At 65.7% G+C, this 21,008-nt stretch carries 20 protein-coding genes; 14 read left to right on the top strand and 6 right to left on the bottom strand.

What is annotated here, in order from left to right; translation table 11 throughout:
* Positions 1–4: 4 nt before the first annotated feature.
* A complete protein-coding gene (dnaK, locus tag IVB28_RS08145; RefSeq protein WP_028139411.1) occupies positions 5–1,906 on the bottom strand; it encodes a molecular chaperone DnaK in 1,902 nt (633 codons plus the stop codon).
* A 393-nt stretch (positions 1,907–2,299) separates the two neighbouring features.
* Between dnaK and IVB28_RS08140 the strand changes: the two genes are divergently transcribed.
* Both IVB28_RS08140 and pncA read left to right on the top strand, forming a co-directional pair.
* Positions 2,300–3,241 (top strand): hypothetical protein, encoded by a 942-nt coding sequence (locus tag IVB28_RS08140; protein WP_247525560.1) that lies wholly within the window; start codon positions 2,300–2,302, stop codon positions 3,239–3,241.
* Positions 3,242–3,440: 199 nt separating this feature from the next.
* On the top strand, positions 3,441–4,163 hold the full coding sequence (gene pncA / locus IVB28_RS08135) for a bifunctional nicotinamidase/pyrazinamidase (RefSeq protein WP_247525559.1): 723 nt from the start codon (positions 3,441–3,443) through the stop codon (positions 4,161–4,163).
* 144 nt (positions 4,164–4,307) lie between these two features.
* On the opposite strand, the gene grpE is transcribed toward pncA, so the two are convergent.
* Positions 4,308–4,925, bottom strand: coding sequence for a nucleotide exchange factor GrpE (gene grpE, locus IVB28_RS08130; RefSeq protein WP_247525558.1), 618 nt, complete (start codon positions 4,923–4,925; stop codon positions 4,308–4,310).
* A 95-nt stretch (positions 4,926–5,020) separates the two neighbouring features.
* Complete coding sequence (hrcA, locus tag IVB28_RS08125) at positions 5,021–6,109, bottom strand: heat-inducible transcriptional repressor HrcA (protein WP_247525557.1); 1,089 nt, start codon at positions 6,107–6,109, stop codon at positions 5,021–5,023.
* A gap of 166 nt (positions 6,110–6,275) precedes the next feature.
* Here hrcA and rph point away from each other — a divergent pair, with 166 nt between their 5' ends.
* From rph to hemW, 3 genes are read left to right on the top strand one after another with little or no spacing between them, the layout of a single operon-like run.
* Positions 6,276–6,989, top strand: a complete 714-nt coding sequence (rph, locus tag IVB28_RS08120) for a ribonuclease PH (protein ID WP_247525556.1) — start codon at positions 6,276–6,278, stop codon at positions 6,987–6,989.
* Between the two features lie 11 nt (positions 6,990–7,000).
* Complete coding sequence (rdgB, locus tag IVB28_RS08115) at positions 7,001–7,636, top strand: RdgB/HAM1 family non-canonical purine NTP pyrophosphatase (protein ID WP_247525555.1); 636 nt, start codon at positions 7,001–7,003, stop codon at positions 7,634–7,636.
* Positions 7,623–8,777, top strand: a complete 1,155-nt coding sequence (hemW, locus tag IVB28_RS08110) for a radical SAM family heme chaperone HemW (protein WP_247525554.1) — start codon at positions 7,623–7,625, stop codon at positions 8,775–8,777. Before rdgB ends, hemW begins: the two co-directional genes overlap by 14 nt.
* A 118-nt stretch (positions 8,778–8,895) precedes the next feature.
* Here the strand turns inward: hemW and IVB28_RS08105 are convergent, their stop codons facing one another.
* Positions 8,896–10,131 carry a penicillin-binding protein activator gene (locus tag IVB28_RS08105; protein WP_247525553.1) on the bottom strand — a complete coding sequence of 412 codons (1,236 nt, stop codon included), beginning with the start codon at positions 10,129–10,131 and terminating at the stop codon, positions 8,896–8,898.
* Between the two features lie 340 nt (positions 10,132–10,471).
* Here IVB28_RS08105 and rsmI point away from each other — a divergent pair, with 340 nt between their 5' ends.
* The 7 genes from rsmI to IVB28_RS08070 all read left to right on the top strand — a co-directional run bounded on the left by rsmI (position 10,472) and on the right by IVB28_RS08070 (position 17,435).
* Positions 10,472–11,422, top strand: a complete 951-nt coding sequence (gene rsmI / locus IVB28_RS08100; protein ID WP_247525552.1) for a 16S rRNA (cytidine(1402)-2'-O)-methyltransferase — start codon at positions 10,472–10,474, stop codon at positions 11,420–11,422.
* The gene (locus IVB28_RS08095) at positions 11,409–11,810 is read left to right on the top strand and encodes a YraN family protein (protein WP_247525551.1); all 402 of its coding nucleotides are present in this window, start codon (positions 11,409–11,411) and stop codon (positions 11,808–11,810) included. The genes rsmI and IVB28_RS08095 overlap by 14 nt, the downstream gene beginning before the upstream one ends.
* 10 nt (positions 11,811–11,820) lie before the next feature.
* Positions 11,821–12,765, top strand: coding sequence for a glutathione synthase (gshB, locus tag IVB28_RS08090; protein WP_247525550.1), 945 nt, complete (start codon positions 11,821–11,823; stop codon positions 12,763–12,765).
* A 266-nt stretch (positions 12,766–13,031) separates the two neighbouring features.
* Positions 13,032–13,838 (top strand): Flp pilus assembly protein CpaB, encoded by an 807-nt coding sequence (cpaB, locus tag IVB28_RS08085; protein WP_247525549.1) that lies wholly within the window; start codon positions 13,032–13,034, stop codon positions 13,836–13,838.
* A gap of 13 nt (positions 13,839–13,851) precedes the next feature.
* Positions 13,852–15,369: a type II and III secretion system protein family protein gene (locus IVB28_RS08080; RefSeq protein WP_247525548.1), complete on the top strand. Its 1,518-nt coding sequence runs from the start codon at positions 13,852–13,854 to the stop codon at positions 15,367–15,369.
* Between the two features lie 45 nt (positions 15,370–15,414).
* A complete protein-coding gene (locus IVB28_RS08075; protein WP_247525547.1) occupies positions 15,415–16,149 on the top strand; it encodes a CpaD family pilus assembly protein in 735 nt (244 codons plus the stop codon).
* Entirely contained in the window at positions 16,146–17,435 is a 1,290-nt protein-coding gene (locus IVB28_RS08070) for an AAA family ATPase (protein WP_247525546.1), read from the top strand. The genes IVB28_RS08075 and IVB28_RS08070 overlap by 4 nt, the downstream gene beginning before the upstream one ends.
* Positions 17,436–17,484: 49 nt before the next feature.
* On the opposite strand, the gene IVB28_RS08065 is transcribed toward IVB28_RS08070, so the two are convergent.
* On the bottom strand, positions 17,485–18,261 hold the full coding sequence (locus tag IVB28_RS08065; RefSeq protein WP_247525545.1) for a tetratricopeptide repeat protein: 777 nt from the start codon (positions 18,259–18,261) through the stop codon (positions 17,485–17,487).
* 79 nt (positions 18,262–18,340) lie between these two features.
* Positions 18,341–18,586: a PilZ domain-containing protein gene (locus IVB28_RS08060; RefSeq protein ID WP_247525544.1), complete on the bottom strand. Its 246-nt coding sequence runs from the start codon at positions 18,584–18,586 to the stop codon at positions 18,341–18,343.
* Between the two features lie 229 nt (positions 18,587–18,815).
* Here IVB28_RS08060 and IVB28_RS08055 point away from each other — a divergent pair, with 229 nt between their 5' ends.
* The gene (locus tag IVB28_RS08055; RefSeq protein ID WP_247525542.1) at positions 18,816–20,354 is read left to right on the top strand and encodes a YifB family Mg chelatase-like AAA ATPase; all 1,539 of its coding nucleotides are present in this window, start codon (positions 18,816–18,818) and stop codon (positions 20,352–20,354) included.
* A 97-nt stretch (positions 20,355–20,451) separates the two neighbouring features.
* Positions 20,452–20,925 carry a hypothetical protein gene (locus IVB28_RS08050; protein WP_247525541.1) on the top strand — a complete coding sequence of 158 codons (474 nt, stop codon included), beginning with the start codon at positions 20,452–20,454 and terminating at the stop codon, positions 20,923–20,925.
* Positions 20,926–21,008: the final 83 nt, after the last annotated feature.

Genomic DNA, 21,008 nt, shown 5'->3' with positions numbered 1-21,008 from the left:
GGGTTCAGGCGGACTTCTTGTTGTTCTTGTCGTCGTCGACCTCGGTGAATTCCGCGTCGACGACGTCGTCCTTGGCCGCGTCCTTCTTGGCGTCGGCCTCGGCCTGCTGCTTGTACATGGCCTCGCCGAGCTTCATCGAAGCCTGGGCCAGCGTTTGAGTCTTGGCCTTGATCGCCTCGGCATCGTCGCCCTTCAGCGCTTCCTTGAGGTCGCCGACGGCATCCTCGATGGCGCGGCGCTCGGTCTCGCCGACCTTCGAGCCGTGCTCGGCCAAAGCCTTCTCGGTCGAATGCACCAGACCATCCGCCTCGTTCTTGGCAGTGACGGCCTCGCGGCGCTTCTTGTCCGCCTCGGCATTGGCCTCGGCGTCCTTGACCATCTTCTCGATGTCAGCTTCCGACAGGCCGCCGGAGGCCTGGATGCGGATCTGCTGCTCCTTGCCGGTGGCCTTGTCCTTGGCCGAGACGTTGACGATACCGTTGGCGTCGATGTCGAACGTCACCTCGATCTGCGGCATGCCGCGCGGAGCCGGCGGAATGCCCATCAGGTCGAACTGGCCGAGCATCTTGTTGTCAGCCGCCATTTCACGCTCGCCCTGGAAGACGCGGATGGTGACCGCGTTCTGGCTATCCTCGGCGGTCGAGAACACCTGGCTCTTCTTGGTCGGGATCGTGGTGTTGCGGTCGATGATGCGGGTGAACACGCCGCCCAGCGTCTCGATGCCCAGCGACAGCGGGGTGACGTCGAGCAGCAGCACGTCCTTGACGTCGCCCTGGAGCACGCCGGCCTGGATCGCGGCGCCGATCGCCACGACTTCGTCCGGGTTGACGCCCTTGTGCGGCTCCTTACCGAACAGCTGCTTCACGACTTCCTGGACCTTCGGCATGCGCGACATGCCGCCGACCAGAACCACTTCGCCGATCTCACCGGCGGTGACGCCGGCGTCCTTCAGCGCCTTGCGGCAGGGCTCGACGGTCTTCTGGACGAGATCGTCGACCAGCGCCTCGAACTTGGCGCGGGTGAGCTTCATCGTCAGATGCTTCGGACCGGTCTGGTCCGCGGTGATGAAGGGCAGGTTGATCTCGGTTTGCGTCGTCGATGACAGCTCGATCTTGGCCTTTTCAGCGGCTTCCTTCAGGCGCTGCAGCGCGAGCTTGTCGTTGCGCAGGTTGATGCCCTGCTCCTTCTGGAATTCGTCGGCGAGATAGCCGACCAGACGCATGTCGAAATCTTCGCCGCCGAGGAAGGTGTCGCCGTTGGTCGACTTCACCTCGAACACCCCGTCGCCGATCTCGAGGATCGAGATATCAAACGTGCCGCCGCCGAGATCGTACACCGCGATGGTACCGGTCTTGGTCTTGTCGAGGCCATAGGCGAGCGCAGCCGCGGTCGGCTCGTTGATGATGCGCAGCACTTCGAGGCCCGCGATCTTGCCGGCGTCCTTGGTCGCCTGGCGCTGGGCGTCGTTGAAGTAGGCGGGAACGGTGATGACGGCCTGGTCGACCTTCTGGCCGAGATGGGCTTCCGCGGTCTCCTTCATCTTCTGCAAGATGAACGCCGAGACCTGCGAGGGCGAGTAGGTCTGGCCGTCGGCCTCGACCCAGGCGTCGCCGTTGGAAGCCTTCACGATCTTGTAGGGGACGAGCTTCTTGTCCTTCTCGACCATCGGGTCGTCGTAGCGGCGGCCGATGAGGCGCTTCACTGCGAAGAAGGTGCGCTCGGGATTGGTAACGGCCTGGCGCTTCGCCGGCTGGCCGACGAGGCGCTCACCGTCGTCCGTGACGGCGACGATCGAGGGCGTCGTGCGCATGCCTTCGGAATTTTCGATGACTTTGGCGTTCTTGCCATCCATCACGGCGACGCACGAATTCGTGGTGCCGAGATCGATCCCAATGACCTTTCCCATGGTCCTGATATCCTTGTTTTTGCGGCAGGTTGGCTGGGCCCGGAAGGCACCCAAACCGAAACCCCCTAAGATCAAACATCCGCGATATTGCGATGATTGAGGCTCATATAGGAGGGGGGGAGGGGCCCGCAAGGACCGAAGCCAGGTTTCTGCCGCGAAAACATTGGGTTTTGGAAGAACATATCCGGGCTTCACCGCCTTGCGGGTGAGGAATTATTAACAGGTTCAGGTCTCGGCAAGTCCCCGCGCCGCAGGTGGTCCTCACCCTGTTGCCGCAAGCCCAAACCCGCTAAAAGGCGAACCGGCCGGGCCGCCGCCATGGCTGCTCCGCGCGACAAAGCGGCCCGGTGGCCGACCATCGAACGGCCTCAATGTGAACCAATCAGAGTGCCCATGAAGCTGATCCGTCCCCTTGCCGCGCTCGCCCTCTTTGTTGCCTCCGCGTTTCCGGCGCTTGCCGCCGACGCCGTGTTTCCGCCCGGCTTGCGCCTCGGCATGGTGCCGCTGGTCGGCCTCAACACCGCAAAAACCTTTCCGGGCTTCGAGAGCGAGGACGGCAGCGTCAAGGTGCTGATCACCGAGCTGCCGCCGGCGGCCTATGGCGAGGTCGTGAGCGCCTTCAATTCCAATCCGGCCGGCACGAATGGCGTCAAGCAGGACAAGGTCGAGACTCCCGCGGGCCTTGCCTATTTCACCACCGAAAGCGGCAAGGCCGGCGACACTCCGGTAAAGCGCTATTCGATGATCGTGCCGGGCGCCGGCTTCTCCGGTTATGTCGCGGTGCAGATCCCGGAGAATGCGGCCAAGATCTACACGGACGAAGCGGTGCGGCAGATGTTTGCGACCGCCGCCACCCGCAAGCAGGTCTCGGCCGAGGAGCAGATCGCGCTGATGCCGTTCAAGATCACCGATCTCGCCGACTTCAAGGACGTGCGCACGCTGGCGCCGGGCTCGAGCATCATCCTGGCCGATGGCGACGAGAGCACCGGCTATGAGTCGAAGCCGTTCATGATCCTCGGCGTGATCGGCGCCACCCCGCAAGCCGCCGACGACCGCGCCCGCTTCGCTCAGGAGGCGGCGCTTCAGATCCCCGGCGTGCGCGAATCGCGCGTCACCATGTCGGAGCCGATCCGCATCAATGGCCAGCAGGGTTTCGAGACGCGGATCGACGGCGTCAGCGGCAAGGAAAAGACCCCGGTCACGGTGGTGCAGTGGATCCGCTTCTCCAGCGGAGGCGCCTCGCTGCGCATCGTCGCCAGCGCCCCGCGCGACCAGTGGCCGGCCGCCTTCACCCGCTTCCGGGCGGTCCGCGACGGCATCCAGCCGAAGGGCTAAAGCGCGATGCGATTAGGATCAATCGCCACCGCGCTTTAGGTTGTTGTTTAAGCATGATCTTTTCGGAAAACCGCTGCGCACTTTTCCGGATCATGCTTTAGCCCAACCCCTCACCAAACCCGGCTGCATTTTGGGCTTCTGTTCGTATACGAACGGAACTAGGCTTCCCTTTATTGGATCATCCCGAGGGAGGCGAACGATGCTGGACCGACGACAAGTCTTGGCAATGCTTGGAACGACGGCGCTGGCGAGCCTCGCGCCGACCGCGCTGTTTGCGGCGGCATCGATCAAGCCGGACGATGCATCCGCGCTGCTCGTGATCGACGTGCAGAACTGCTTCCTGCCCGGCGGCAGCCTCGCCGTGAAGGAGGGCGAGCAGGTGGTGCCCGTCATCAACAAGATGGCCAAAGCGTTTGCGAATGTGGTGATGACGCAGGACTGGCACACGCCGGGCCACGTCTCGTTCGCGTCGGTGCATTCCGGCAAGAAGCCGTTCGAAACGGTCGATCTTCCCTACGGCAAGCAGGTGCTGTGGCCGGACCATTGCGTGCAGGGGACCGAGGGCGCTTCGCTGTCGAAGGACCTTGCGATCCCGCATGCCGAGCTCATCATCCGCAAGGGCTTTCACAAGGACGTCGACAGCTATTCGGCTTTCCTCGAAGCCGACGGCAAGACCTCGACGGGACTTGCCGGATACCTCAAGGGGCGCAAGATCAAGCGCGTCTTCGTGGCGGGGTTGGCGACAGACTTCTGCGTCGCCTGGACCGCGCTCGACGCGCGCAAGGCAGGCTTCGAGGTCTATGTGGTGGAAGACGCCTGCCGCGGCATCGACAATCAGGGTTCGCTGGCAAAAGCCTGGGCCGATATGGCCAAGGCCGGCGTGAAGCGGATTCAGTCTGCGGACATCGCGGCGAGCGCGTAAGCGACACGCAACACGGCAAAACCCTCATCCTGAGGAGCGCGCTTCTTCGCGCGTCTCGAAGGATGAAGGCCCCGCTGCTGCACCTTGGCCTTCATGGTTCGAGACGCCGCGCAAAAGCGCGGCTCCTCACCATGAGGGACGACTTTAGTTCGGCGCGTCGCTCGACTCGTTGTTGTTCGCCGCGGGCGCGGCCTTTGCGCCGCCCTTGGCGACGCCGACCAAGGCCGGGCGCAGCACGCGCTCGCCGATGGTATAGCCGGCCTGCATGATCTGGACCACGGTGCCTGAGGGCACGGAGGGATCGGGCACTTCGTACATCGCCTGATGGAAGTTCGGGTCGAACTTCTGCCCCTGCGGATCGAGCTTCTTGACGCCATGCTTTTCCAGCGCGTTGAGCAGCGAACGCTCGGTGAGCTCGACGCCCTCGATCAGCGAGGTCAGGCCGGGATCGGCGGTGGCACGCGCCTCGGCCGGAACGGCATCGAGCGCGCGCTGGAGATTGTCGGCGATGTCGAGCACGTCGCGGGCAAAGCCGGTGATGCCGTAGAGGCGGGCATCGGCGACCTCCTTGGCGGTGCGCTTGCGCAAATTCTCCATCTCGGCCAGCGTCCGCAGCATGCGGTCGCGCGCTTCGCTGGCTTCCTTCTGCAAGGTTTCGACCGAGCCGGGCTCGGGATCGTCGGGCATGATGTAGGGCTTTGACACCACGGGCTCGGGCGTCGGCGCGGTCGTGTCTTCGGGTTGCCGGTCTCGATCGGTCATCGGCTCTAATCTCGAACTCGTTTCCAGGGATTGTTGGCCCGGATATCGGGCCTGGAGCCACGAAAATCAAGCGCCCGTGATCGGCGAAACGCGGGTCAGCCTCCCAAAAGGCGGCTGACGATGCGGGCGGCGTAGTCCACGGTCGGGATCACGCGGGCATAATTCAGCCGGGTCGGGCCGATCACGCCGAGGACGCCGACGATGTGGCCGGCGGCATCCCGATAGGGCGAGATGATGGTGGAGGAGCCCGACAGGGAAAACAGCTTGTTCTCGCTGCCGATGAAGATGCGCACGCCTTCCGCGGTCTCGGCGCGGCCCAAGAGGTCGATGACCCCGCGCTTGGTCTCGAGATCGTCGAACAAAAGGCGCACCCGCTCCAGATCCTCCAGCGCGTGCAGATCCTCCAGCAGATTGGCGTGGCCGCGGACGATGAGCTGGCGGTCCTCGTTCTCGCCGCCGGACCAGCTGGCGATTCCGGCCGAGATCACCTTCTGCGTCAGCTGATCGAGTTCGGCGCGGGCTTCCCCGAGTGCAGTCTCGAGTTCGAGCCGCGCCTCGGCCAAGGTGCGGCCGCGGATTCGCGCATTGAGGAAATTGCCCGCCTCGGTGATCGCCGAGGAGGGAACTCCGGGCGGCAGCGACAGCACGCGGTTTTCGACCTGGCCGTCCTCGCCGACCAGGATCACCAGCGCCTTTTCCGGTTCCAGACGGACGAATTCGATGTGTTTCAGCCGCGCATTGGATTTCGGCGTCAGCACCACCGCGGCGGCACGGGTCAGTCCCGACAGCCGCGTCAGCGCCTGGTCCAGCGCCGCCTCCACCGATTGCGCCTGGCCTACGGTGGCAAGCTGGCTCTGGATCGCCGCACGCTCGGCTTCAGTGAGGTCGCCGACCTGCATCAGGGCATCGACGAAAAAGCGCAAGCCCAGTTCCGTCGGCAGCCGGCCAGCGGAGGTGTGGGGCGCGTAGATCAGGCCGAGGTGTTCCAGATCGGCCATGACGTTGCGGACCGAAGCCGGCGACAGCGGCATCGCGATCAGGCGCGAGATATTGCGCGAGCCCACGGGCTCGCCGGTCGCCAGATAGCTTTCGACAATTTGACGAAAGATATCGCGGGAACGCTCGTTGAGCTGGGCAAGACCTGCGCCCGGCGCGATCAGATGGATCGGATCGTGATGGGCCACAGACGTAACTCCTCTCAGGTGCTCATAATTTGTCCATCCCGGGCGCTTCTGACAAGCGTGGCGTTTGCTGGCGCGAAATCAAGGGGTGAAAAAACCTTGCCGCCCACCCTGACCCCACCTACAAGCACCGCGAACAGCCCATTTCCGAGAGTTTTGGAGGATTCCCATGCGGCCAAGCCGCCGTGCGCCCGACGAATTGCGCCCCGTGACGCTGGAGCGCGGCGTGGTCAAATATGCGGAAGGCTCGTGCCTCGTGAAATTCGGCGACACCCATGTGCTGGTCACCGCCACGCTGGAAGACCGCCTGCCGCCGTGGCTGAAGGGCCAGGGCCGCGGCTGGGTCACCGCCGAATACGGCATGCTGCCGCGCGCGACCTCCGAACGCACCCGTCGCGAGGCCTCCGCCGGCAAGCAAAGCGGCCGCACCGTCGAGATTCAGCGCCTGATCGGCCGCTCGCTTCGCACCATCGTCGATCTCGAAGCGCTCGGTGAGCGCCAGATCACGGTCGATTGCGACGTGCTCCAGGCCGACGGCGGCACGCGCACGGCCTCGATCACCGGTGCCTGGGTCGCCCTCGCCGATTGCATCAACTGGATGAAGACGCGCAACATGATCAAGGCTAATGTGATGCGCGACAACGTCGCTGCGATCTCGTGCGGCATCTACAACGGCACGCCGGTGCTCGATCTCGACTACGCCGAGGATTCGGAAGCCCAGACCGACGCCAATTTCGTCATGACCGGCGATGGCCGCATCATCGAGGTGCAGGGCACGGCGGAACGCGAACCCTTTACGCAGGACGAGTTCCTGAAGCTGATGGCGCTGGCCCAGAAAGGCATCGCGCGCCTGGTGGACTTGCAGAAACTGGCTGTGGCGTAGTCAATAGGCCCATGCACCGCCGAATCACGGACAAGCTCGTCATCGCGACCCATAATCCCGGCAAGCTTGCCGAGATGCGGGAGCTGCTTGCGCCGTACGGCATCGCGGCGGTGTCGGCCGGCGAGCTCGGCCTCGCCGAGCCTGAAGAGACCGGCGGCGATTTCCGCAGCAACGCGGCGATCAAGGCGATCGCGGCGGCGCAGGCGACCAAGCTTCCGGCCTTCGCCGATGATTCCGGCATCGTGGTCGACGCGCTCGACGGCGCCCCCGGCATCTACAGCGCGCGCTGGGCGGGCCCGTCCAAGGATTTCAACGCGGCGATGGCGCAGATCGAGCGCCTGTTGCAGGAGCGCGGTGCCACCACCCCTGACAAGCGCAAGGCGCACTTCGTCTCCGCACTCTGCGTCGCCTGGCCCGACGATCATCTCGAAGAGGTCGAGGCGCGCGTCGACGGCACGCTGGTCTGGCCGCCGCGCGGCACTGCCGGCTTCGGCTACGATCCGATGTTCCTGCCGGACGGCCACAACCGCACTTTCGGCGAAATGGAAAGCATCGAGAAGCACGGCCTGCCGCCGCTTGGGCTCGGCCTGTCGCACCGCGCCCGCGCCTTCGTGAAACTGGCGGAGATCTGCCTTGAGCCACGCTAAGGAAGCCTTCGGCGTCTACGTGCACTGGCCGTTCTGCCTGTCGAAATGTCCCTATTGCGATTTCAACAGCCACGTCCGCCACGCCCCGATCGATGAAGCGCGCTTCGCCTCCGCCTTCGCGCGTGAGATTGAAACGACCGCGCAGCGTTCGCCCGGCCGCGAGGTCACCTCGATCTTTCTCGGCGGCGGCACGCCATCATTGATGCAGCCTGCAACCGTCGGCGCCGTGCTCGACGCCATCGGCAAGCACTGGACCGTCGCAACCAACGTCGAAGTCACGCTGGAGGCGAACCCGACCAGCGTCGAGGCCACGCGCTTTGCCGGCTATCGCACCGCCGGCGTCAATCGGGTCTCGCTCGGCGTGCAAGCGCTCGACGATGCCTCGCTGAAGGCGCTGGGCCGGATGCACAGCGCGCGCGAGGCGCTCGATGCCGTCGCCATCGCACGCCGCTCGTTCGATCGTTACTCGTTCGACCTGATCTACGCCCGCCCCGACCAGACGCCAGCGATGTGGGCCGATGAACTTCGTCTCGCGATCGATGAGGCGGCCGAGCATCTGTCGCTGTATCAATTGACGATCGAGGAAGGCACGCCGTTCTTCGGCCTGCACCAGGCCGGCAAATTGAAGACGCCGGACGAAGCGGTTGCGCGCGCGCTCTACGACGTCACGCAGGAAAGCTGCGACAAGCTCGGCCTGCCCGCCTACGAGATCTCCAACCACGCGCGGCAGGGCGCCGAGTGCCGGCACAATCTGGTCTACTGGCGCGGCGACGAATATGCCGGCATCGGCCCGGGCGCGCACGGCCGGCTCGACATCGACGGCGTGAGGCATGCCACCGCCACCGAGAAGCGTCCGGAAGCCTGGCTGATGCGGGTCGAGACCAACGGTCACGGCATCGTCACCGACGACCTCCTCAACAGCGAGGAGCGGGCCGACGAATTCTTGCTGATGGGATTGCGCCTCGCGGAAGGCATCGACCCCGAGCGCTACAGAGCCCTGTCCGGCCGGACGCTCGATCCCAAACGCATCGCTCTGCTGCGCGAAGAAGGCGCGATTACCGTCGATGCGACGGGACGCTTGCGCGTGACCAGCAGCGGATTTCCGGTGCTGGACGCGGTGGTCGCGGATCTCGCGGCGTAGCGAGACGCCGCAGGGTGGGCAAGCGGAGCGTGCCCACCAATTCTATGCGATCTAGCTAAGAGATCGTGGGCACGGCGCAAGTGCGCCTTTGCCCACCGTACGGCAGCGGCGTCCTGAGCTACGCCCCAAAACTCTTCGGCGAGCCCGCGACCGCAACGCCGCCACCCTGCGTCACCTTCATCACCGCGAGACCGCGTTCATTGGTGCCATCGGCGCGGAAGCGGAACAGGCCGTCGATGCCGGCGAAACCCGAAGGGTTGGTGAGCACGTCGGGCGAGAAGCGCGTCGTGCCTTGGGTGCGGGCGAGGGCGGCGACGAGGGCGACCGCGTCATAGGCGAGCGTCGCGGTGCGGATCGGCTCGGCGCCGTATTTGGTACGGTAACGGCCGGAGAATGCGCGAAAACCGGCCGGGTCCGGCGCGGCGTAGAGACCGCCTTGCAGGGCGGCGCTGGCATAGACGCGCGGACTGTCCCACAGGCCGGTGCCGAGCAGCTGGATGTTGCGCAAATTCGCGCCCGCAGCGGTCATGGCGTCCGCCACCGACACGACGGCATCGCCGTCATCGGCCATGAACAGCGCATCCGCGCTGCCGAGCTGCTGGGCGACAGTGCGCGCCGGCGTGGCGCGATCGGCGCCGTATTTTTCGAAGGCGACGATGCGCCCGCCGCGCCGCGGCACCGCCGCCTTCACGGCGGCCTCGACGACGTTGCCATAGGCATTGTCGGGCACGAGCACGGCGACCGAGCGCTTTCCGATGCTGGCGGAATATTCGACGATGCGATTGACGTCGGACTCCGGCAGGAAGCTGAGCAGATAGACGCCGCGGCCAGCGATGCTGGAATCGGTCGAGAAGGCGATCACCGAGATGCCGCGCGTCCGCGCGACCTGCGCTACCGCCGGCACCGATTGTGCGAACAGCGGTCCGAGGATGATCTCGGCGCCCTCGTCGACCGCCTGCTGCGCGCTGGCCTGCGCGCCTTGCGGGCTGCCATTGTCGTCCTTGATCAGGAGCTGGATGTTCGGGTTCTGGAACTCGGCCAGCGCCATTTCGGCGGCGTTGCGCATGGACTGCGCGGCAAGGCCGGCATTGCCGGCGGCCGAGAGCGGCAGGATCACCGCGACTTTCACCCCGCCGGTGCCCGCAGTCGTGGCCTGCTGCGGCGGGCCGGCCGGCTGGGCCGGCGGCGCGGAGGAATTGCTGAACGGGTTGGAGAACTGGCTGAGACTTTGCTGCACGCCGGCGCAGGCCGACAGCAGGGGTGCCCCCAGCAACAGGCCGAGCGCGCTCCTTCGGGTGGCCCCTGACATCAGGGACCCCGGAACGGGAGACTTTGGATAACGCGGGCCCACCATGGCAGCTTCTCTTCTGACCCGCCTTCTCGCCAGCCGGTCACGACATTCTTCCACGACACAAGCCGCGGATTCAGGCATATTGTCGGCAAATAGTTAACCGAAACAAAAGGATAATGGCGGTTTAACGCGACCGCCTTTCCGTCCGGCAGCTGTTTGCCCTCGCTCACGCAGCATCAAGGCGGCGTTTCGGTCGCGAATATGGCGCGAGGGCCCTCACTCCCTCTCGACGTGATCCTGGATCGCTCACATTCCCGTCCGTTGCTCGCCCCCTCACCTCGGCACGATCTTTTTCGGCGAGCCGGTTCCCAGCCCGGCGGATCGTGCCTAAGTTGACCTGATTATGCGCGCAAAGCCGGCCCCGATAAATACGCCTGAAGCTGAAGATGCCGCCTCGCGCGGTTTCTCCATCGATGCGCACCGGCTTCCTGCGCCGAAGGCGGCACCGGGCCTCCACCTGGTCGCAACCCCGATCGGCAATCTCGGCGACATCACGCTGCGCGCGCTCCAGACCCTCGCCGGTGTCGATGTCATTGCCTGCGAAGACACCCGCATCACACGGCGCCTGACCGAGCGCTACGCCATCGCAGCAACGCTCAAGCAATATCACGAGCACAACGCCGAAGCCGCGCGCCCAAAAATCCTGGAGGCGCTGGGGCAGGGCGGCTCGATCGCGCTGGTATCGGACGCCGGCACGCCGCTGATCTCCGATCCCGGCTTCAAGCTGGTGCGCGAGGTCTGCGCCGCCGGCCATGCGGTGTACGCGCTGCCGGGCCCATCCTCCGTGCTCGCCGCGTTGTCGGTCGCCGCGCTGCCGACCGACCGCTTCTTCTTCGAGGGTTTTTTGCCGACCAAATCCGCCGCGCGCCGCGCGCGCCTTGTCGAACTCGCCCGCATCGATGCGACGCTGGTGATGTTCGAATCCGGCAACCGTGTGCAGGATACGCTCACCGAACTCGCCGAGATCATGGGCACGCGCGAGGCCGCGATCTGCCGCGAGCTGACGAAGCTGCATGAGGAAATTTCGCGCGCAAAGCTGGCCGATCTCGCGCGCGATGCTGACGCACTGGAAACGCGCGGCGAATTCGTGCTGGTGATCGCTCCGCCAGCAGCCGACGCCGAGGTGCTGACAGCGGATGCGCTGGACAGTCTCTTGCGCGAACAGCTCGCCACGCACAGCGTCAAGGACGCGGTGGCGCATGCCGTCGCGCTCTCGGGACGCCCGCGCCGCGAGGTCTATGCCCGCGCCCTTGAGCTTGCAAAAGATTTGCAGGGCGGCGATGGCGAAGACTGATATCCCCCGGGAGCCAAAGGTCGCCTCGCCGGAGCGGCTCGCCGCGTTCCGCACCGGCATCTCGGCCGAGAGCCGTGCCGCCGCCTATCTGATGGCGAAGGGCTATCGCATCCTCGCCAAGCGCTACCGCACCCCGCATGGCGAGATCGACATCGTGGCGCGCCGCCGCAATCTGATCGCCTTCGTCGAGGTCAAGGCGAGGGCGACGCTGGACGATGCCGCTTTCGCCGTGACGCCGCGCCAGCAGCGGCGCATCATCGACGCCGCGCAAGGCTGGCTCGTAGCGCATCCCGAGCATGCCGAATTCGAATTGCGATTCGACGCCATGCTGATTGCGCCGCGCTCACTTCCGCGCCATGTGTTGGCGGCATTCGACGCCTCGACCTGAAAGGCAGACCATGAAACTGAACGTCGCCGTCCAGATGGATCCCATCGCCCGCATCAACATCAAGGGCGATTCCACCTTTGCGCTGCTTCTGGAGGCGCAGAAGCGCGGCCATGGCCTGTCCTATTACACGCCCGACAAGCTCTCGATGGTCGGGGAGGAGATCGTCGCTCCGGTTCAGCTCCTGACCGTGCGCGACGAGCCCGGCAACCACTTCACGCTGGGTGAGCCCAGGCGCGAGGCGCTCAACGGCTTTGACGTGGTGCTGCTGCGCCAGGACCCGCCGTTCGACCTCTCCTACATCACCTCGACGCATCTTCTGGAGCGCATTCATCCGAAGACGCTGGTGGTCAACGATCCGGCCTCGGTCCGCAACGCGCCGGAAAAGCTGTTCGTGATGAATTTTCCGCAGCTGATGCCGCCGACGCTGATCTCGCGCGATCTCGACGAGATCAACGCGTTCCGCGACAAGCACGGCGCCGTGGTGATGAAGCCGCTGCATGGCCACGGCGGCGCGGCGGTGTTCCGCGTGATGCCGCAGGACATGAATTTCGGCTCGCTGTTCGACATGTTCTCGGTCACCTTCAGGGAGCCCTGGGTGATCCAGCAGTTCATCCCCGAGGTGAAGCATGGCGACAAGCGCATCATCCTGGTCAACGGCGAGTTCGCCGGCGCGGTGAACCGCGTGCCGGCCGCGGACGACCTTCGCTCCAACATGGTGCGCGGCGGCGCCGCGCAGGAGACCGAGCTCACCCCGCGCGAGCGCGAGATCTGCGCCACGGTCGGCCCGGCGCTGCGCGAGCGCGGCCTGTTGTTCGTCGGCATCGACGTCATCAACGGCAACCTCACCGAGATCAACGTCACCTCGCCCACCGGCATCCGCGCCATTGCAAAGCTCGGCGGTCCTGACGTTGCGGCGAAGATCTGGGACGTGATCGAGCAGAAGCGGGCGAAGTAGCCTCAGCTCGTAGCCAAGCCACTTGGCGCGCACTAACCACCCGTTCACCATGATGCGCCGCGTCCACGCGCGGGCCGCGAGCTGCGTGAAACTACGGGGCCGCTGGCCGGCCAGCTAACGCCGCGTTCACCATCTGCGGAGAACCAGCAACGCGGCCGGTCATCGGGTTCGGCCTCGCAACACCCCTTATACTTTTACTCCCTACTCATCGATACGGGGGAACACGCCAGGTGCGGTTCGAGTGCCCCGCGTATGAGTAAAAGCGTATGAACACCGCACGCATTGTCGTTCTCGTCATCGCGCTGGCCGCTGGCGGCGTCGCTGCGTATCTGGCGAGCGGCTATCAGAATGCGCCCGCGCCCGCCGTGCCCGTTGCCGAGAAACTGCCGACGGTCGAAGTCCTCATCGCCAAGAACGACATTCAGCTCGGCCAGGCCCTCAAGCCCGAGGACCTGCAATGGCAGACCTGGCCGGCCGCGACTGCGAGCAGCGCCTTCATTCGCCGCGACAACAGGCCGGAGGCGCAGAGCCAGATCGCCGGCTCGATCGCGCGCGTACCGTTGATGCAGGGCGAGCCGATCCGCGAGCAGAAGCTGGTCAAGGCCGACGGCTCCGGATTCATGGCTGCGATCCTGCCGTCGGGCATGCGCGCCGTCTCCACCGAGATCTCCGCCGAGACCGGCGCCGGCGGCTTCATTCTGCCGAACGACCACGTCGACATCGTCTTGACCCGTCGCCTGAAGAATCCCGATGTCGCCAACGGCGGCAACGACCTCATCCTGTCCGAGGTCATCCTGAGCAACATCCGCGTGCTCGCGATCGACCAGGCGCCGAAGGAAAAGGACGGCCAGAACGCAGTGATCGGCAAGACCGTCACGCTCGAGCTCAAGCCGGATCAAGTCGCCACGCTGTCGGCCGCGCGCCAGGGCGGCACGCTCCAGCTCGCGCTGCGGAGCATCGCCGATGCCAAGGCCGTGGAGAGTCCGGTCGAGGAACAGACGGCCAAGCGTTCCGACGGCGTCAACGTGATCCGCTACGGGGTACAGGCGCGGCAACTGACGTCACAGAAGTGATGATGGGGATAGCATGAAGGACGGGGATGATCGGACGGGCCTGCGCATTCGGGGGAAGCGCGCGCGCTCGTTCCTGACCGGGACGATGCTGATGCTGGGGCTGCTCGCAGCACCCGACCGCATCAGCGCCGCTGATGCGCCGGTCGGCGACCAGGCACCGATGCAGGCGCCGGATCTCGAGGTATCGTCGGTCGCGACGATCGCGCCCGCGAGGTCGCGTTTTCTCTCCCTTGGCGTCGGAAAATCCGTCGTCGTCGACCTGCCCCGCGAGGTCAAGGACGTGCTGGTGGCCGATCCCAAGATCGCCAATGCCGTCATCCGCTCGTCCCAGCGCGCCTATATCATCGGCGGCCAGGTCGGCCAGACCAACGTCGTGTTCTTCACCGCCGACGGCCAGCAGGTCGCCTCCTACGACATCGCGGTGAAGCGCGATCTCAACGGCATGCGCGCGGCCCTTCGCCAGTCCCTGCCCGGCGTGCAGATCGAAGGCGTCGGCGACAGCGTGATGCTGACCGGGTCGGTGTCGAGCCCGGTCGAGGCACAGCAGGCCGGCGACGTCGCCGCAAAACTCGTCGGCGGTTCGGACAAGGTCGTCAACAACATCGTCGTGCGCGGCCGCGACCAGGTGATGCTCAAGGTCGTCGTCGGCGAAGTGCGCCGCGACATCGTCAAGCAGCTCGGGGTCGATCTCAGCGCCAGCCTGAATGCCGGCACGGCGGTGGTGAATTTCAACAATTCCAACCCGTTCTCGGTCTCGGGCGGGCCGATCGTCGGCAGCAACGGGCTCGGCGTCGCCGGCCTCGCCAAGGGCTTCGCCACCGTCAGCGCCACCATGCGCGCGATGGAAAGCGCCGGCGTCATGCGCACCCTCGCCGAGCCGAGCCTGACAGCGATCTCGGGCGAATCCGCCACCTTCATCGCCGGCGGCGAATTCCCGATTCCCGCAGGCTATTCCTGCGATCCGGTCACCCACGTCTGTACCACCCAGGTCACCTACAAGAAATTCGGCATCTCCCTGAACTTCACCCCGGTCGTGCTGGCCGAAGGCCGCATCAGCCTGCGCGTGATGACCGAGGTCTCGGAGCTATCGAATACGAACGCCATCACGCTGACGCAGGCGGTGTCCTCGAACTCGAGCAACTCGATCACCATTCCCTCAATTCAGACCCGCCGCGCGGAGACCACGCTGGAAATTCCCTCGGGTGGCTCGATGGCGATGGCCGGCCTGATCCAGCAGAAGACCAAGCAGGCGATCAACGGCCTGCCCGGCGTCGACCAGGTGCCGATTATCGGCGCGCTGTTCCGCAGCCAGGACTTCGTCAACAACGAAACCGAGCTGATGGTGATCGTGACGCCCTATGTGGTGCGCGCGGTCGCCCAGAAAGAACTGGCACGGCCCGACGACGGCTTCGCGCCGGCCTCGGACGCGCAGTCTGCGCTGCTCGGCCGCATGAACCGTCTCTACGGCATCGCGCGCCGCGTCGATCCGATCGCCGGCACGTCGGGTGATTTCGGCTTCATCATCGACTGAGACGGACGGTTTGGGGACCGGCAAGAAACGGGGCTAGAGGGGACGATGACGACAACATCAGCCGATCGACGTCGCAACCTGCGGATCGCACTGACACTGACGGGCGTCTCCATCATGCTGGGCGCGTGCAACACCGCCGGCGAGATCGTCACCCAGACGGTGCCGACCGACTATCGTCAGCGTCACCCGATCGCGGTGCAGGAAGGCAAGAAGTCGATCGTCATTTTCGTCGGCAAGGCGAGGGGCGGCCTCTCGGCTGCGCAGCATTCGGACGTCACGGGCATCGCGCGGGACTGGGTTCGCGAAGGCACCGGCTCCGTCGTCGTCGACGTCCCCGTCGACAGCGCCAATTCGCGCGCGGCGGCCGCGACCTATCAGGAGATCCGATCCGTGCTCGCATCCGGCGGCGTGCCGTCGCGGGCCATCGTTCAGCATCCCTATCGCCCTGAAGATCCCGGGCTGCTGCCCACCATCCGCCTGAGCTATTCCAGGATCGCCGCGGTCGCAGGCCCCTGCGGGCTGTGGCCGGAAGACGTCGGGCCCAACATCCTCGATCCCGGCTACAGCGAGAACCGGCCCTATTTCAATCTGGGCTGCGCCAGCCAGCGCAATCTCGCCGCCATGATCGACAACCCCGCCGATCTCGAGCAGCCGCGCGCCGAGACTCCCGCCTATACCGCGCGACGCGACATCGCCTTCGAGCGCTACCGCAAGGGCACGCCGATCGCGACCCCCTCACCCGATTCCGACAAGGCCAAACTCAGCGATACCGGCAAATGACACGTCTCCACGACGAAGACGCGGACGATCCGCAACACCCCGAGGAACACATTGCGCCGGTTCCTCGGATCTCGGTGCAGGCCTTTTGCGAGACCGAAAAAACGCTCGCCGCGGTGACCGCGGCGGGGCAGGACCGCCGGCTCGCCAAGGCGCATCTCACCGCCAAGGACGGCGGCCTTGCCGCGGCGATCGAAGTCTATGAGACGATGCCGACGCCGAACGTGATCGTGATCGAATCCGACGGCACGCGCGACATCCTCGAGGGGCTCGACGACCTCGCCGGCGTCTGCGATCCCGGCACCCGCGTCGTCGTGATCGGCAATCCCAACGACACCGCGCCCTATCGCGAGCTGGTGCGCCGCGGCGTCAACGACTATGTGATCGGACCGGTCGAAACCCTCGATGTCGTCCGCTCGATCTGCAGCCTGTTCTCGGCCTCCGAGGCCATCATCACCGGCCGCGTCATCGCGGTGGTCGGCGCCAAGGGCGGCGTCGGCGCCTCCACGGTCGCGCATAATGTGGCCTGGACCATCGCCCGCGACCTTTCGCTCGATTCGGTCGTGATCGACCTCGACCTCGCCTTCGGCACCGCGGGCCTCGACTACAATCAGGACCCGGCGCAGGGCATCGCCAACGCTGTGCTGTCGCAGGACCGGCCGGACACGGCGCTGATGGAGCGCCTGCTCTCCAAATGCACCGACCGCCTCAGCCTCCTCGCTGCGCCCGTCACCCTCGACCGCGTCTACGATTTCGGCGCCGAAGCCTTTGACGCCATCTTCGACACGCTGCGCATGACCACGCCCTGCATCGTGCTCGACGTCCCGCACCAATGGTCCGGCTGGACACGGCGCGCGCTGGTGAATGCCGACGACATCGTGATCGTGGCCGAGCCCGATCTCGCCAATTTGCGCAACACCAAGAACATGCTGAGCGTGCTGAAGGCAGCACGACCGAACGACCGGCCGCCGCTGTACTGCCTCAACCAGGTCGGCATGCACAAGCGCGCGGAGATCGAGGTCAAGGCCTTCGCCAAGACCATGGAGAGCCAGCCGCTGGCGGTGATCCCGTTCGATTCGAAGCTGTTTTCGACCGCGGCCAATAACGGCCAGATGATCGCAGAGGTCTCCAAGAACCACCGCACCACCGAGCTGTTTCAGAACATGGCCAACCGCCTCGCCGGCCGCGGTGAGGTGAAGAAGCCGAAGCGCTCGTTGCTCGAGCCGCTGCTGAAGAGGCTGAAGGGCAAGCCGGGGCGCGGATCAGCCCCGCATCGCAAGGCGTCGTAAGGCCGGAGGCCTTTTCAAGCGTAGTGGAAAGAGAATCTATGCGGGCGGGCTATTTGTCCGCCCGTTGCTGCTGTTTCTTCGCCAGCAGTTGCCGGAGCGCAGTGACCTTGGCCGCGGCCTGCTCGGGCGGCAAGTCGGCCTTCACGAGGATTTCGGCCTCGGCCTCGCGGCCTTGCAATCCCAGCACGAGCGCCAGATTGGCGCGGACCCGCACATCGTTCTGATCGCGTTGATAAGCGCGGCCGAGCACCTGTTCGGCCTTCGGCAGATTGTTTTGCAGCATATAGGACAGGCCGAGATTGGACAGCACGGTCGGCTCGTTCGGCACGATCTTCAACGCCGCGGCGTAATATTGCTGCGCTTCCTCGTTGCGGCCGAGCTGATCGAGCGCCGCGCCCTGCGCTGACAGGATGCGCCAATCGGGATCCTCAGGCGAATGCGCGCGGCCGAGGACGTCGAAGGCCTGCTGGAAATTACCGTTGTCGGCAAGCGCGCGGCCATAGCCAGCGAGCAGCGCCTTGTTGCTGGAATGACCGAGCACGGCCTGCTCCAATACCGCGACCGCTTGTGCGCGTTGACCGCTCTCGCGCAACGCCTTGCCGTAGGCAAGCGCAACGTCGGGATCACCAGGCTTGGCACGATAGCGCGCACGCAAAGCGTCCATTTCCGGCGTGGCGTCGGCCTTGACAGCCGCTTCCGATTTGACGCCGAGCGCGCCGGTCACATCCTCGATGCCGGCGGTCTGGCAGCCGCCGAGGACGAGCACCAGGAGTGCGGGAAGCAGCAATCTCGCCGCAGGAGAGGCGAGGGACGAACGCTTGGACATACTCTGATCACTCGGCAACTGATCAGAGATGCTTACCGATTAACGCTAAAGTCCCGTTAAGGAGCGCGGCCCTGACACCCTAATCGGTGAATTCGGCGCCGAACTCGCAGCCGATGCGCCAGCGCAGGCGGCATTGCCGGGAGTAATCGGGCGCGAAGATAATGGTGAATTGCGGCGGCACTTCCAGAAATTCCGCCACCACTTTCACGCCACCGTCCGAAATATCGGTGATCGTGCAGTCCCGCGGCAGCGAGCCCGCGCCAAAATGGATCTTGGCGAGCCGGCTGCACATCCGACGTTCGGTTCTGCGGCGATTTGCAAGCATTTGAATTGTTCACCCGTTAGACCACGGCCCATCCCGTAGCCCTAGGAGTAGCGGACATTCATTGGGATGTGCTGAGGACAGAAGCCGGCATTCGAGGCGTAGTGTCGGCTTGGTGTTTAGGGCTGGTTAGGGTTTGCTCCCCTTGTGGGGATCGTTCCCCTATTGTTCTTGCGGAGAGGGCCGAGCTCTGCTACCCCTAATTGTGCGAAAGGGGCAGGCTGGTTTGAGCATGGTTCAGCGGGTTTCTACCGTCGCCTTTGAGGGGATCGAGGCCCGCGCGGTCGACGTGCAGGTGCAGGTCGCGCCGGGACTGCCGGCCTTCGCCATCGTCGGCCTGCCGGACAAGGCGGTGTCGGAGGCACGCGAGCGGGTGCGCTCGGCGCTGATCGCCTCGGGCCTCGCGCTACCGGCGCGCCGGATCATCGTCAATCTGGCGCCCGCCGACCTGCCCAAGGAGGGCAGCCATTACGACCTCCCGATCGCGCTCGGCCTGATGGCTGCGATTGGTGCGATCCCGCCGGATGCGCTGACCGGATTTACCGTGCTCGGCGAACTCGGGCTGGACGGCTCGATCGCGCCCGTGGCCGGCGCTCTTCCCGCCGCCATCGGCGCCAATATGCGCGAGGAAGGGCTGATCTGCCCGGCGGCTTGCGGCTCCGAAGCGGCGTGGGCGAGCCCGGACATCCAGATTATCGCAGCAAGCTCGCTGATCCAGATCGCCAACCACTTCAAAGGCACGCAGGTGCTGTCGCGACCCTCGCCGAAGGTGCACGAAGCCGCGGCGTCCACGCTCGACCTGCGCGACATCAAGGGTCAGGAAAGCGCCAAGCGCGCGCTGGAGATCGCGGCTGCCGGCGGTCATCATTTGCTGATGATCGGCGCGCCCGGCGCCGGCAAATCGATGCTGGCGGCGCGGCTGCCCTCGATCCTGCCGCCGCTGTCGCCGGGCGAGCTGCTCGAGGTCTCGATGATCGCGTCCGTCGCCGGCGAGATCGAAGGCGGCGCGCTGACGGCGCGGCGGCCGTTCCGCTCGCCGCATCATTCCGCCAGCATGGCCGCGCTCACCGGCGGCGGCATGCGCGCCAGGCCCGGCGAAATCTCGCTGGCGCATCAGGGCGTGCTGTTCCTCGACGAGCTGCCCGAATTCGATCCGCGCGTGCTCGATTCGCTGCGGCAGCCGCTGGAGAACGGCGAGGTCGCCGTGTCGCGCGCCAATCATCGCGTCACCTACCCTGCACGCTTCATGCTGGTCGCGGCGATGAATCCGTGCCGCTGCGGCAACGCGTTCGAGCCCGGCTATGCCTGCAAGCGTGGCCGCATCGACCGTTGCACCGGCGATTACCAGGCGCGCATCTCGGGTCCGCTGATGGACCGCATCGATCTGCGCATCGAGGTGCCGGCCGTGACCGCGGCCGATCTGATCCTGCCGCCGCCGGCGGAGGGATCGGCCGACGTCGCCGCGCGCGTGGCGGCGGCGCGCGACATCCAGCTCGCGCGCTATGCCGATGCCGGCCTGCCCAAGGTCCGCACCAATGCCGAGGCCCCCGCCTCCGTGCTGGAGGAGATCGCCAAGCCGGATGCGCAAGGCCAGAAATTGCTGCGCGATGCCGCCGAGACGATGCGGCTGTCGGCGCGGGGCTACCACCGCGTGCTGCGGGTGGCGCGCACGCTGGCCGATCTCGATTCCGCCGACAAGATCGGCCGGCTGCATCTGGCCGAAGCGCTGTCCTATCGCGCACTCGCGGAGGATGTGCGTCAGCTGGCCTGATCATTGCGCGCATCAACTCGGTGGTAACGAGTTTCCTTTACGCTCTACAAACCATAAGGCCCGATGAGTTCCGAGCGGCCTGCGCGAGTAGAGTGTCATGTTGCGTTTCAAGATCCTGGTCTCGGTTGTTCCCCTGTTGGCGGCAGCGGTGTTTGCTCGCGCCGAGATCGGATCGGTCTCACAGCCCTGCATCGCGCTCGGCGACACCTCGGTCGAGCTGACCTCGCTGTTCTGGACCGCCGGCGTGCACGTCGCCTTCACCGAGGATCCGGAGCGCGCCACGGTGCGGGTTCAGATCACCGATGATGCTGACGCTGCGGACTTCGCCGTGGTCGACGACGGCCCAGGTTCCGAGCCGGACTCCTGCCATGCCAATCCGTCGACACGATTGATCTCGATCGCCGCGCAGCCGGTCGATGGCGGACCGGTGGTCTACCTCTCCAGCGAGGGCCCGGCCGATTACCGCATCTATGTGCGCTCGAAGTCGTTCTCGCAGCGCGAGGCCGCGGCGCTGATCGCCGGTGCCCATGGCGGTCATCGCCCGCTCCCGCTCCAGGCCGCCTCGCTGTAAATTGCGTGAGCATGATCTCCGCGCAAACGCTTTCGCGTTTGTCGCGACGGAAAACCGCCGAACACTTTGCGCTAACGCGGCCC

Origin of the sequence: Bradyrhizobium sp. 199 (assembly GCF_023073355.1) — a bacterium.
GTDB lineage: Bacteria > Pseudomonadota > Alphaproteobacteria > Rhizobiales > Xanthobacteraceae > Bradyrhizobium.
The sequence above is the reverse complement of the archived record's forward strand: the minus strand, read 5'-3'. Positions and strand labels throughout refer to the sequence as shown.

Excerpts from the sequence above, each read along its gene's own strand:
- dnaK (WP_028139411.1), bottom strand. The coding sequence starts at position 1,906 with ATGGGAAAGGTCATTGGGATCGATCTCGGCACCACGAATTCGTGCGTC.
- IVB28_RS08140 (WP_247525560.1), top strand. The coding sequence starts at position 2,300 with ATGAAGCTGATCCGTCCCCTTGCCGCGCTCGCCCTCTTTGTTGCCTCC.
- pncA (WP_247525559.1), top strand. The coding sequence starts at position 3,441 with ATGCTGGACCGACGACAAGTCTTGGCAATGCTTGGAACGACGGCGCTG.
- grpE (WP_247525558.1), bottom strand. The coding sequence starts at position 4,925 with ATGACCGATCGAGACCGGCAACCCGAAGACACGACCGCGCCGACGCCC.
- rph (WP_247525556.1), top strand. The coding sequence starts at position 6,276 with ATGCGGCCAAGCCGCCGTGCGCCCGACGAATTGCGCCCCGTGACGCTG.
- rdgB (WP_247525555.1), top strand. The coding sequence starts at position 7,001 with ATGCACCGCCGAATCACGGACAAGCTCGTCATCGCGACCCATAATCCC.
- IVB28_RS08105 (WP_247525553.1), bottom strand. The coding sequence starts at position 10,131 with ATGGTGGGCCCGCGTTATCCAAAGTCTCCCGTTCCGGGGTCCCTGATG.
- rsmI (WP_247525552.1), top strand. The coding sequence starts at position 10,472 with ATGCGCGCAAAGCCGGCCCCGATAAATACGCCTGAAGCTGAAGATGCC.
- IVB28_RS08095 (WP_247525551.1), top strand. The coding sequence starts at position 11,409 with ATGGCGAAGACTGATATCCCCCGGGAGCCAAAGGTCGCCTCGCCGGAG.
- gshB (WP_247525550.1), top strand. The coding sequence starts at position 11,821 with ATGAAACTGAACGTCGCCGTCCAGATGGATCCCATCGCCCGCATCAAC.
- cpaB (WP_247525549.1), top strand. The coding sequence starts at position 13,032 with ATGAACACCGCACGCATTGTCGTTCTCGTCATCGCGCTGGCCGCTGGC.
- IVB28_RS08080 (WP_247525548.1), top strand. The coding sequence starts at position 13,852 with ATGAAGGACGGGGATGATCGGACGGGCCTGCGCATTCGGGGGAAGCGC.
- IVB28_RS08075 (WP_247525547.1), top strand. The coding sequence starts at position 15,415 with ATGACGACAACATCAGCCGATCGACGTCGCAACCTGCGGATCGCACTG.
- IVB28_RS08070 (WP_247525546.1), top strand. The coding sequence starts at position 16,146 with ATGACACGTCTCCACGACGAAGACGCGGACGATCCGCAACACCCCGAG.
- IVB28_RS08065 (WP_247525545.1), bottom strand. The coding sequence starts at position 18,261 with ATGTCCAAGCGTTCGTCCCTCGCCTCTCCTGCGGCGAGATTGCTGCTT.
- IVB28_RS08060 (WP_247525544.1), bottom strand. The coding sequence starts at position 18,586 with ATGCTTGCAAATCGCCGCAGAACCGAACGTCGGATGTGCAGCCGGCTC.
- IVB28_RS08055 (WP_247525542.1), top strand. The coding sequence starts at position 18,816 with ATGGTTCAGCGGGTTTCTACCGTCGCCTTTGAGGGGATCGAGGCCCGC.
- IVB28_RS08050 (WP_247525541.1), top strand. The coding sequence starts at position 20,452 with ATGTTGCGTTTCAAGATCCTGGTCTCGGTTGTTCCCCTGTTGGCGGCA.